The 11,601-nt window shown below is 61.6% G+C and carries 9 protein-coding genes; 1 reads left to right on the forward strand and 8 read right to left on the reverse strand.

Going from position 1 to position 11,601, the window contains the following annotated elements:
- Positions 1–86 precede the first annotated feature (86 nt).
- Positions 87–1,397 carry an acyl-CoA dehydrogenase family protein gene (locus tag B8784_RS19960; RefSeq protein ID WP_233356260.1) on the reverse strand — a complete coding sequence of 437 codons (1,311 nt, stop codon included), beginning with the start codon at positions 1,395–1,397 and terminating at the stop codon, positions 87–89.
- Between the two features lie 271 nt (positions 1,398–1,668).
- On the opposite strand from B8784_RS19960, the gene B8784_RS19965 reads away from it, so the two are divergent.
- Entirely contained in the window at positions 1,669–2,613 is a 945-nt protein-coding gene (locus B8784_RS19965; RefSeq protein WP_084399848.1) for a fumarylacetoacetate hydrolase family protein, read from the forward strand.
- 87 nt (positions 2,614–2,700) lie between these two features.
- Here the strand turns inward: B8784_RS19965 and B8784_RS19970 are convergent, their stop codons facing one another.
- From B8784_RS19970 to istA, 7 genes are all read right to left on the reverse strand, one after another.
- The gene (locus B8784_RS19970) at positions 2,701–3,546 is read right to left on the reverse strand and encodes an HpcH/HpaI aldolase/citrate lyase family protein (protein WP_084399849.1); all 846 of its coding nucleotides are present in this window, start codon (positions 3,544–3,546) and stop codon (positions 2,701–2,703) included.
- A gap of 3 nt (positions 3,547–3,549) precedes the next feature.
- Positions 3,550–4,002 carry a MaoC family dehydratase gene (locus tag B8784_RS19975; RefSeq protein WP_084399850.1) on the reverse strand — a complete coding sequence of 151 codons (453 nt, stop codon included), beginning with the start codon at positions 4,000–4,002 and terminating at the stop codon, positions 3,550–3,552.
- A complete protein-coding gene (locus B8784_RS19980; RefSeq protein WP_084399851.1) occupies positions 3,999–5,891 on the reverse strand; it encodes an acetyl/propionyl/methylcrotonyl-CoA carboxylase subunit alpha in 1,893 nt (630 codons plus the stop codon). The genes B8784_RS19975 and B8784_RS19980 overlap by 4 nt, the downstream gene beginning before the upstream one ends.
- Before the next feature lie 4 nt (positions 5,892–5,895).
- The gene (locus B8784_RS19985) at positions 5,896–7,497 is read right to left on the reverse strand and encodes a carboxyl transferase domain-containing protein (protein ID WP_084399852.1); all 1,602 of its coding nucleotides are present in this window, start codon (positions 7,495–7,497) and stop codon (positions 5,896–5,898) included.
- On the reverse strand, positions 7,494–8,645 hold the full coding sequence (locus tag B8784_RS19990; protein WP_084399853.1) for an isovaleryl-CoA dehydrogenase: 1,152 nt from the start codon (positions 8,643–8,645) through the stop codon (positions 7,494–7,496). The genes B8784_RS19985 and B8784_RS19990 overlap by 4 nt, the downstream gene beginning before the upstream one ends.
- Before the next feature lie 587 nt (positions 8,646–9,232).
- Positions 9,233–9,997 carry an IS21-like element helper ATPase IstB gene (gene istB, locus B8784_RS19995; protein WP_084396756.1) on the reverse strand — a complete coding sequence of 255 codons (765 nt, stop codon included), beginning with the start codon at positions 9,995–9,997 and terminating at the stop codon, positions 9,233–9,235.
- Positions 9,994–11,481: an IS21 family transposase gene (istA, locus tag B8784_RS20000; RefSeq protein ID WP_169712612.1), complete on the reverse strand. Its 1,488-nt coding sequence runs from the start codon at positions 11,479–11,481 to the stop codon at positions 9,994–9,996. Before istA ends, istB begins: the two co-directional genes overlap by 4 nt.
- Positions 11,482–11,601 lie beyond the last annotated feature (120 nt).

Genomic DNA, 11,601 nt, shown 5'->3' on the forward strand with positions numbered 1-11,601 from the left:
GCCTGTGCGGCAGCCACCCCTTAAGAAACGGAGCGGCCGCCTTGCTTTGCACAAGCCTCAAGCAAAGGCTTGCAGGATCACACCGCTCAGGCGTCAAACCCTGCCGGCTTCGGCCAGAGGCCTTCGCTTGCCATACGTTCAGCGTCTTCCAGATCGAGGACCGTGGCCTCACCGCCCGTCGTGGCCGGATCGGTGTTGCGATGGCGCCGCATTTCCAGCTTGGCGATCTGGTTGCGGTGGACCTCGTCAGGGCCGTCCGCCAGACGAAGCAGGCGGGCCGTCGCAAAGGCAGCTGTCAGGAAGTGGTCATTATTGGTGCCACCACCGCCAAACATCTGCATGCCCCAGTCGATGACTTTCTGGGCCATCAGAGGCGCGGCAACCTTGATCATCGCGATCTCGCGACGGGCTTCCTTGTTGCCCACGGTATCCATCATATGCGCGGCATTCATCGTGAGCAGGCGCGCCTGGTCGATGGCGATACGGGACTCGGCGATGCGTTCCCGCGTGACGCTCTGCTCCGAAAGCGGCTGACCGAAAGGCTCACGCAGTTCGGCCCAGCGGCACATGCGCTCGAGAACGCGTTCTGCCAGCCCGATCAGGCGCATGCAGTGGTGGATACGGCCCGGCCCGAGACGGCCCTGGGCGATTTCAAAGCCGCGGCCTTCGCCGAGCAGCATGTTCGAGGCCGGCACGCGCACATTGTCAAACACAACTTCGGCGGCCCGGTCCGGCACGCCATAAAAGCCGAGAACCGGCAGCGCACGGACAACCTTCACACCAGGCGTTTCACGCGGCACGAGGATCATGGATTGACGGCGGTACGGGTCTTCACCCTCCGGCTTGTTCTTGCCCATGAAGATCATGATCTTGCAGGCTGGGCTGGTGGAGTTCGTCGTGTACCATTTGCGGCCGTTGATGACGTACTCGTCGCCATCGCGCACAATGGAGCTTCCGATATTGCGGGCATCGGAAGAGGCGGCGTCAGGCTCGGTCATGGCAAAGGCCGAGCGGATCTCGCCTTCGAGCAGCGGCTTCAGCCACTTCTCTTTCTGCTCCTCTGTCCCATAGCGCAGGATCGTCTCCATATTGCCGGTATCCGGAGCCGAGCAGTTGAAGACTTCCGGGGCAAACAGACTGCGCCCCATGATCTCGCACAGGGGCGCATAATCGACGTTGGAGAGACCGTTGGGGTCTTCCTTCACCGGCAGGAACAGGTTCCACAGGCCGGCTTCTTTCGCCTTCGGCTTGAGCTCCTGAACTACCGGATACACAGACCAGGGGCCCAGCCGCTCGGCCTCCAGGAAATAGCGCCTTTCATTGGGATAGATGTGCTCCGCCATGAACGCTTTCAGCTTCACAGCGAGTTCATTACTTCTCTGACTTGGTTCCTGCACAGCGGTAGCTCCTTGATTTTGGATGACCATATTGTCCTACAATCTGGTTGGTCAATCACTAAGTATGAATCCGGAAAGGCACAGGCCTGAAGCATGAACTTTTTGCATCTCATGCGAATGGAGTTGGGCCAATCAGGGGATAGCTCATCTTGCTCGGGCAAAGCGTCTTCCTTTATCTGCAATACAGTGCAAATTATCCAAATCTGCTTGTGCGCCCCCCAGTGAGGTGCCAGTATTGAAGACACCGCATAGACAAAAACCGGGAGAAAAAATGAAACTCGTTACCTATCGCCATGGCCGCACAAGCCGCCCCGGGGCCCTGCTGGCTTCGGGTGATATTCTCGATCTTCGCAAAGCGCTTCCGGAGCAGGATGATGAGCCTCTATGGAGCGTCGCCCAACTGCTCGCCAGAGGGCCGGAGGCTTTGCGTGATGCCGCTGCGCTCGTCAAAGAGGTCGATGCCGACCCGTCTTCGGCGTCGGAGCGTGGATGGATTGTCTCAGGCCAGTCTGCCCAACTCCTCAACCCCCTGGGCCAGCCCACCATGCTTTGGACCGTGGGCATGATGTATCCCGAACATGCCGAAGAAATGAACGTCCCCTTCCCCGAGAACCTCAACCATGCCCTGCGGAGCGCAAACGCGATTGTCGGGCCGGGCGAACCGGTTGTCTTGCCCAGGATGGCGCCAGACATGGTCGACTGGGAAGGCGAACTGGCGCTGGTTATCGGCGCGCCGACCTACCGCGTCAGTCCCGACGAGGCGATGGACTATGTGGCCGGCTATACGATCTACAACGACATTGGCGCGCGCGATCACTGCCAGCCCTTCATTGATGAAATAAGGAGCGGCGGCCTTTCTGCCGGCATGTCAGGGCTGAACCTTCTCTATAAGGAATTTCCGACCTTTTCGCCGGTCGGCCCCTGCGTGGCCACAGCAGACGAAATCGATCTCGATTCCGCCGTCCTGCGCACCACGCTGAATGGCGAAACGGTGCAGGAATTCAAACCCGGCCATACCGGTCGGCCGATCGCCGATGCGGTCTCTTACATGTCGCAGGTCTGCCACATGATGCCGGGCGATATCCTGTCACTGGGAACGGCGGAAGGCGTTGGTTTTGCGAAGAAGCCGCCACGCTATATGCGCCCTGGGGACGAGATCACGATCACTGTCGACGGGATCGGATCGCTCAGCAACCCGGTTGTTGCTGACACTTGATATCAGGCTGACCGACCAGGCCGGGGCCGACTTGACCGAACGTGTCGAGTAGGTCCCGGTCAAAGCCGGGCAAAGTCTCGACCGACTTTACGTCTCTGCCGCACCGGCAAGGCTCAAAACATTCCGGGCCTGGTGCAGGTGGGGCGCATCCACCATCTTGCCATTGACCTGCAAGACCCCTGCATTCGGTTGTGCCTCGAAAGCCTCCACAATAGCGCGAGCCGCCTGAATTTCTTCCGGTGTCGGCGTGAAGGCCTGGTTGATCGGCTCGCACTGCGCCGGGTGAATGGCCATCATGGCAGTAAAACCATCGCGCCGCGCCCGTGACGCATAAGCCGACAAGCCATCCACATTCCGGATATCGGGAAAGACCGTCTCAATCGCCTGGACACCGGCGGCATGCGCCCCAAACAGGGCGAGGCTGCGCACCCACTCATAAGGCGGCGTGTACCGGCCGTCCTCTTCGCGGGCGGTAGATGCCCCGGTTGCAGCCGGAAGGTCCTCAGCGCCCCAGGTCAGCCCGCAAAGATGCGCGCTCACCTCTCTGTATGAGCCCATCTCGAAGAGCGCGGCAGGCGTTTCTGTCGCAATCGGCAGGATCGGAACCGTCTTGTCGCCCATCAGCTCCAAGACATAGGCAATATCGGCCGCCCCTTCCGCCTTCGGAAGGACAATACCATCCGGTCCGGATGCCAGGACTGCCTGCAAATCAGCTTCCATCAGGCCTGACGGCCGAGGGTTCACCCGCACGAGCACTGGCTTGATGCGTTCGGCCTGCAGGCTTTGGTTCACAGCCTCCCGGGCAGCTTCCTTGTTGCCGGGTGAGACAGAGTCTTCCAGGTCCAGGATGAGCGCATCGGTGGCGCTGGCCATCGCCTTGGGGAAGCGGTCCGGGCGATCACCGGGGACGAAGAGAAGCGAACGGAACTGCATGGGTTAGGCGGGCTTGCGTTGGATGAGCGCCATGCGCAGGCACTCGCAGACAACTTCGTCGCGCTGGTTCAGCATCTGGTGCTTGAAGGTGACGATGCCGGCCTGCGGGCGCGAGCGGCTCTCACGCAACTCGGCCACTTCCGTCTCGCAGCGCAGCGTGTCGCCGATGAAGACGGGCTTGGGCATCACCAGCTTGTCATAACCGAGATTGGCGACAAGTGTGCCGAGCGTGGTATCGCCCACGCTGACGCCGATCATCAGGCCGAAAGTGAAGATGCCGTTGACGACGATCTGCCCGAACTCGGTTGCCTCGGCATACTCCTTGTCGAGATGCAGCGGCTGCGGATTATGCGTCAGCGTGCAGGTGGTGAGATTATCTGTCTCGGTGACCGTCCGGCGCAGCGCATGCTCGATCCTGTCCCCGACGGTCCAGTCTTCAAAATAACGGCCGCTCATTCCTCGTCTTCCACTTCCTTGATCTGCATGAGCAGGAACCCTTCCGCGACCGGCGCATCGGCTTCGGCGGCCAGCTCCGTGACGGTGCCATCGAAAGGCGCCGTCAGCGTATGCTCCATCTTCATGGCCTCCAGGGTGACCAGCGTCTGGCCCTGCTGAACTTGCTCACCTTCGGTGACGCTGACGGAGACAACCCGGCCCGGCATGGGCGAGAGGATGGCCCCGTTGGCGAGCGCGTCAGCGCCCAGCGCATCGTGGCGGGCGCGGGCGACCTGGAAGGGCCAGCCCTCCTGTACAAGGACGGCCCCGTCACCCTTCTCATAGAGATACACGCCAGCCGGCGCAGCACCGGCCTCCAGGCTCGTCGAGACGATTTCGCCATCGAGCAGAAGCTGCGTTTCCAGGTCCGGTTCCGTACCGAGGCGGAAGCCGCGCAATTGCGCCCACGGCGCCGGCACATCCGGCTCGGCCTGTCCGAGCAGCTGATTGGCCGCATAGGACAAGATCTCTGGAGACGGCTCCGGCGGCGCAACAAGCGCCTCCTGATGGGCATCGATAAAGCCCGTCGTCACGCTGAAATCCGCGAAGCCGTCATGGCGCAGGAGACGCGTCAGAAAACCGGCATTGTTATGCACCGGCCACGTCGAGACGCCGTCGCAGGCTTTGGCCAGCGCGATCCGGGCCGCATCACGATTGGGCCCGTGCGTGACGAGCTTGGCGATCATCGGGTCATAGAAAGGCGAAACGCTGTCATCCGGCGCCACACCCGTTTCCACACGGACCGGAGCTTCCGGCAGGGCCAGCACATCAAGGTCGCCCGTCGACGGCAGGAAGCCCGTGGCGGGGTTTTCCGCATAAAGCCGGGCTTCCATCGCCCAGCCCTCGAAGGAGAGCTCATCCTGCGTTTTCGGCAGCGGCTCACCGGAAGCAATCTTGAGCTGCCATTCGACGAGATCCTCGCCCGTGATCATTTCGGTCACCGGGTGCTCGACCTGCAGGCGTGTGTTCATTTCCATGAACCATATCTGGTCGGCGTTCAGGCCGCCCGATCCGTCAGCAATGAACTCGACCGTGCCTGCGCCGACATAGTCGACCGCCTTGGCCGCTCTCACTGCGGCCCCACAAACCGCCTCCCGTGTCTCGGCATCCATGCCGGGCGCCGGAGCTTCCTCGATGACCTTCTGGTGGCGGCGCTGCAGGGTGCAGTCCCGCTCGAACAGGTGGACGGCATTGCCGTGGCTGTCGCCGAAGATCTGGACCTCGATATGGCGCGGATCAGTGATCCACTTTTCCAGCAGCACACGGTCGTCGCCGAAAGAGGACTTGGCCTCACGCTGGCAGGAGGCGAGCGCATCGGCAAAATCGCCGGCCTTGTCGACCTTGCGCATACCCTTGCCACCACCCCCGGCCACAGCCTTGATGAGGACCGGATAACCAATGGAGTCGGCTTCCGACTTCAGGCGGTCCGGCGCCTGATCCTCACCCAGATAACCTGGTGTCGTCGGCACGCCGGCTTCCTGCATCAATTTCTTGGCCGCATCCTTCAGCCCCATGGCCCGGATGCTGTCCGGCTTGGGGCCAACCCAGATGAGACCCGCCTTGATCACAGCCTCGGCAAAGGCGGCGTTTTCCGACAGGAAGCCATAACCCGGATGGATGGCCTCGGCGCCGGTGTCCCAGGCCGCCTGGATGATCTTCTCCCCGACGAGATAGCTCTCAGAAGCGGCAGACGGACCGATATGCACGGCCTCGTCAGCCAAGCGGACATGCAGGGCCTTGGCATCAGCATCGGAATAGACCGAAACGGTGCGTACGCCCAGGCGCTTGGCTGTGCGGATGACGCGGCAGGCAATTTCGCCGCGATTGGCAATAAGGATCGATCTGATCATGGGATTACATCCTGAAGATGCCGAACTGGGCGCGTTCGGGGATCGGGGCGTTCAGCGTGGCGGCAAAAGCAAGACCGAGAACATCGCGGGTCTGGGCCGGGTCGATTACGCCATCATCCCAGAGGCGGGCAGTGGCGTACCAAGGATTGCCTTCGCGCTCATACTTGTCACGGATCGGCTGTTTGAAGGCTTCCGCCTCCTCGTCCGACCATTTGTCGGCATCGCGGTGAACGGTAGCGAGAACGCTCGCCGCCTGCTCGCCACCCATCACCGAGATCCGACTGTTCGGCCAGGTAAACAGGAAGCGCGGCTGATAGGCCCGCCCACACATGCCGTAATTGCCGGCGCCAAAGCTGCCGCCGATCAGGACGGTGATTTTCGGAACCTGGGCCGTCGCGACGGCGGTCACGAGCTTGGCGCCATGCTTGGCAATCCCTTCGGCCTCGTAGCGCCCGCCGACCATGAAGCCGGAAATGTTCTGCAGGAAGAGCAGCGGGATCCGTCGCTGACAAGCCAGCTCGATAAAGTGAGCCCCCTTCTGGGCGCTTTCAGAGTAGAGCACGCCATTATTGGCCAGGATGGCCACCGGCATACCCCAGATATGGGCAAAGCCGCAGACCAGCGTATTGCCGTAAAGCGCCTTGAACTCATGAAACTCCGAGCCGTCGACAAGCCGGGAAATGATCTCCTTGACGTCGAACGGCGTGCGCAGATCGGGCGGCAGGATGCCGTGGATGTCGGACGCCGGATAAAGCGGCTCCTGAACGGCCTGAAGGTTGATGCTCCGGCTGCGGCTCGGCTGCAGCGTCGAGACGATATCGCGCACAATAGTCAGGGCGTGCTCGTCATTCTCGGCCAGATGGTCGGTCACACCGGACTGGCGGCTATGGACATCGCCCCCACCCAGCTCCTCGGCGGTGATGACCTCACCCGTCGCCGCCTTCACGAGCGGCGGGCCGGCGAGGAAGATCGTGCCTTGTTCACGCACAATGATCGTCTCGTCCGACATGGCCGGGACATAGGCCCCGCCCGCCGTACAGCTGCCCATCACACATGCGATCTGGGGGATGCCCTTCGCGGAGAGGTTGGCCTGATTGTAGAAGATACGGCCAAAATGCTCCTTGTCCGGGAAGACCTGGTCTTGGTGCGGCAGGTTGGCGCCGCCAGAATCAACCAGATAGATACACGGCAGGTGGTTCTCCAGCGCGATCTCCTGCGCGCGGAGGTGCTTTTTCACCGTCATCGGATAGTAGGTGCCGCCTTTGACCGTCGCGTCATTCGCGACGATCATCACCTGGCGGCCCGAAACCTGACCGATGCCGGTGATCATCCCGGCGCCCGGAATGTCGTCCTCATACATTCCGTTACCAGCCAGCTGAGAAAGCTCGAGGAAGGGAGACCCCGGATCGAGCAACTGCCGGACCCGGTCACGGGGCAGGAGCTTGCCGCGGGACAGGTGGCGCTCACGCGATTTCTCGCTGCCACCTTTCGACGCCTGGGCGATATCCTCGCTCAAGCGGCCGCAAAGGGCCTGATTATGTTCGACATTGGCTGTGAAGGCGGGATCGCCCGCATTCACATGGCTTTTCAGGACAGGTCCACTCATCCCTTCATCAACTCCCGGCCAATGAGGAAGCGCCGGATCTCATTGGTCCCAGCACCGATATCATAGAGTTTGGCATCACGCAGAAAGCGCTCGACAGGCCACTCTTTCGTGTAGCCTGCCCCACCCAGCGCCTGAATCGCTTCCAGCGAAGTCTTCACCGCGTTCTCGCTCGACATCAGGATGGCCCCAGCCGCATCGAAGCGGGTGGTGCGGTCGGCATCGCAAGCCTGGGCAACCTGGTAGACATAGGCGCGCGAGGAATTCAGCGCGACATACATGTCAGCCAGCTTGGCCTGCATCAGCTGAAAGTCGCCGATCGGACGCCCGAACTGCGTCCGTTCGCGGACATAGGGCAGGACGGTATCGATACAGGCCTGCATGATGCCCAGCGGCCCACCGGAGAGGACAGTGCGTTCATAGTCGAGACCGCTCATCAGAATGGCAGCGCCCTGGCCTTCCCCCCCCATCACATTCTCGTCCGGAACGAAGCAGTCCTGGAAGACCAGCTCGCCGGTATAGGAACCGCGCATCCCCATCTTGTCGAGTTTACGGGCGCACGAGAAACCTTCGAAGCCCTTCTCGACCAGGAAGGTCGTCACGCTCTTCGACCCGCCCTGCGGATCGGTCTTGGCATAGATTACCAGGGTATCGGCAATGGGGCCGTTGGTGATCCAGAACTTGGTCCCGTTCAGGATATAACCGCCATCGGTCTTCTGCGCCTTCAGCGTCATGCTCATCACGTCAGAGCCGGCGCCAGACTCCGACATCGCCAGCGCCCCCACATGCTCGCCGGAGATGAGTTTCGGCAGGTAGCGCTTCTTCTGATACGGCGTACCCCAACGGCGGATCTGATTGACACAGAGGTTCGAGTGCGCCCCATAGGACAGTCCGATCGAGGCGGAAGCCCGCGAGATCTCTTCCATCGCGATCACGTGATGGACATAGCCGAGGCCAAGGCCACCATCTTCTTCATCGACCGTGATCCCGTGCAGGCCGAGCTCGCCCATCGCGGTCCAGATCCAGCGCGGGCACTCATCTGTACGATCAATTTCTTCTGCAATAGGCGCCAGCTTGTCGCGGGCGAACCGCTCGCAAGTCTCGCGGATCATCTCGGCGGTTTCGCCCAGTGAAAACTCCAAACCACGCATCTGTCACGACTCCCTGTCTATGATACTCGACCTTCTACCAAACTCTCTCGAATAGATGAAATTGAAAAAAATCGCCCCATGGCATAGGCGCCATGTATAAATCGCCGCCCCTATGCCCTACCGGCAAGGAGCCTCGCGCAGCCCTGCAAAAACGCAGACCAAAAAGAAGGGGCAAAACTGGACCGATTGATCCAGCTTTGCCCCCAGGCTCGGAGGATAAACATTTCGTGCGCCCATCACGACACCAGCCCGCCACCGCCGATCGACGGCCGCCGAAGACATGGATGTCGAGAGCACACCTTTCCCGGGACCGCACATGCGCAGCGCCCGTGCAGCCACAGGAAAGCATGGAGACTGGCCAGAAAGGCCAGCCTCATCAGGGCAGTTTGCTTACATACCCAGCTTTTCGCCGTCATCGGTGTCAACGGCGGAGTAAAACCCGACCAAAGGGCGGCGCAAAAGTAGGCCACTTTGGGGTTGGGCGTGAAGGGCGCATAGAGCGCTGGCGGCCAGTCGACCGCGCTCCCCAAATAGCTGGCGGTTGACTGGCCGCCTTGGCCCGTGAGGGCCAAGTCATGGATTGTCGGTCAGGAGGTTTTGGTGGCTTTTCGCGCCTGGCTTTGGGCCAGGCGATAACTTTCGCCGTTCATCTCGAGGATGTTGACGTGGTGGGTCAGCCGGTCGAGGAGCGCCCCGGTCAGGCGCTCGGTTCCGAAGGTCTCCGTCCATTCATCGAAGGGCAAGTTGCTCGTGATCAGCGTAGCCCCGCGCTCGTAGCGCTGCGAGATCAATTCAAAGAGCAGCTCGGCCCCGGTTTTGGAGAGAGGGACGAAGCCCAATTCGTCGATGATCAGCAGCTTGGCGTTGGCCATCTGTTTTTGGACCCGCAGCAGGCGACGCTCGTCGCGCGCCTCCATCAGTTCGTTGACCAAGGCCGCGGCGGTGGTGAAGCTGACCGTCATCCCTTTCTGGCAAGCAGCGAGCCCCAGGCCGAGGGCGACGTGGGTTTTGCCGGTGCCGCTTGGGCCGAGGGCGATCACGTTCTCGCGCCGTTCGATCCAGTCGCAGCGCGCCAGTTCCAGCACCTGCATCTTGTTGAGCTTGGGGATTGCCTTGAAGTCGAAGCTGTCGAGGCTTTTGGTGGCCGGGAACTTGGCCGCCTTGATGCGGCGCTCGACCATCCGTCGCTCGCGATCGATCAGCTCCAGTTCGACCAGGCGCGTCAGGAACTGGACATGGTCCAAGCCCTCGGCGGCGCATTGGCGCGCCACCTTCTGATACTCACGCAGGAATGTCGGAAGCTTCAGCCTCTTGAGGTGATGCTCCAGCAGGATTTCGGGGGCATGGGTCATTCCGCAGCCTCCGACATCAGGGACATGTAGCTGGCCGCTGAGGTCGTCTCGACCCGCGCCCGTGGCAGGTAGGGGTACACGTCGAGGTCGAGCCGTGGTGGCCGCTTCTCGACCTGACACAGAACCAGATGCTTCACAGCATCAAAGCCGACCGCGCCCATCTTCAGGGCCTGCTTTACGGCGGCGTGTAGCTCCTCCATGCCGAAGGTCTCCAGAAGACGCAGCACCTGGACATACTCGCGGCGCCCTATCTTCAGCATGCGCGCTTCCATCAGGCGGCGCAGCGTGTCGAACTCTTTTGGCAAGTCCCACTCCGCAAGGGGCGCAGCCTGATCCAAAGCATTGATCTTGCGTTCGATCAGCGGGAGGTAGTGGATCGGATCGAACACCATGTCCTCGCGCGCGTAGCACCGCGGATGGCGTGCGATCACGTCCCCACGGCAGCCAATCACCACCTGATCGACATAGGCCCGCACCCACACATCCTGATGGCCATAGGCCACGGGGACCGAGTAATCGTTGGTGTTGTAGCGGACCAAAGACTGGGAGCTCACCCGGCCGCTGGCCTGTGCGCAGGCCTCAAAGGGGGCGGCTGGCAAGGGGCGCATCTCGGCCAGATCCCGCTGCAGGCGCGCGCCGATCATCTCCGTGTGCCCACGCAAGGTGTCGCCCTGACGGGCACGGCACTGCTCTTCAAGGTAGGCGTTGAAGCTCTCCCAATCCGGGAAGTGGGGGATCGGCACCATGTGGTTGCGGCGCACGTAGCCCACCATCCCCTCGACATTGCCCTTGTCATTCCCTTTGCCCGGCCGCCCGTAGCGGTCTCGGAACAGGTAGTGCGACAGCAATCCGCTGAACTGCGTCGCGCGGACCCGTGTCCCATCCGGCTGGATCTTCGAGACCAGGCAACGGTCGTTGTCATAGAGAACCGACAGAGGCACCCCGCCAAAGAAGGCAAAGGCATGCACATGCCCGTCCATCCAGGCCTCCGCCGTCGCCGCCGGATAGGCCCGCACGAAGTAGGCATCGCTGTGCGGCAAATCCAGGACGAAGAAGTGGGCCTTTTGTTCGACACCCCCGATCACAACCAACGCTTCGCCAAAATCGGCTTGCGCATGGCCCGGCGGATGCGCCAGCGGCACGAACATCTCACGGGTGCGTCGTTCACGCTGCCGAACGTAGTCCTTGATAATCGTATAGCCGCCGGTGAACTCGTGTTCCGCCTTGAGCCGCTCGTGGATCCGCTTCGCTGTGTGGCGCTGCTTGCGAGGCAACTTCTTGTCCTCTTCAAGCCAGCCGTCGATGATCTCGCTGAACCCATCAAGCTTGGGACGCTTGATCTCCTTCGTGCGCCGGTATCCCGGCGGCGATGAGAACGCCAACATCTTGCGAACGCTGTCGCGCGATATGTTGAAATGGCGCGCCAGATCCCGCTGGCTCATCCCCTCGCTGCGCGCCAGCCTGACCTTCAGATAAAGTTCCACGGTGTAAATCTCCTCGCCCTCCCTGCTGCCGCAAGAAGGGAAAAAGTGGACGACTTTTACGCCGCCCGCACCGCCAATACGACGGCGCTACCGTGGTCTAATTTTGCACCGCCGTTCTCA

The sequence above is a fragment of the Henriciella aquimarina genome (genome assembly GCF_002088975.1).
Classification (GTDB): Bacteria; Pseudomonadota; Alphaproteobacteria; order Caulobacterales; family Hyphomonadaceae; genus Henriciella; species Henriciella aquimarina.

Coding starts and splice junctions, on each gene's coding strand:
- B8784_RS19985 (WP_084399852.1), bottom strand. CDS start 7,497: ATGAGTGGACCTGTCCTGAAAAGCCATGTGAATGCGGGCGATCCCGCC.
- B8784_RS19975 (WP_084399850.1), bottom strand. CDS start 4,002: ATGAGCGGCCGTTATTTTGAAGACTGGACCGTCGGGGACAGGATCGAG.
- B8784_RS19990 (WP_084399853.1), bottom strand. CDS start 8,645: ATGCGTGGTTTGGAGTTTTCACTGGGCGAAACCGCCGAGATGATCCGC.
- B8784_RS19970 (WP_084399849.1), bottom strand. CDS start 3,546: ATGCAGTTCCGTTCGCTTCTCTTCGTCCCCGGTGATCGCCCGGACCGC.
- istB (WP_084396756.1), bottom strand. CDS start 9,997: ATGACCCATGCCCCCGAAATCCTGCTGGAGCATCACCTCAAGAGGCTG.
- B8784_RS19980 (WP_084399851.1), bottom strand. CDS start 5,891: ATGATCAGATCGATCCTTATTGCCAATCGCGGCGAAATTGCCTGCCGC.
- B8784_RS19965 (WP_084399848.1), top strand. CDS start 1,669: ATGAAACTCGTTACCTATCGCCATGGCCGCACAAGCCGCCCCGGGGCC.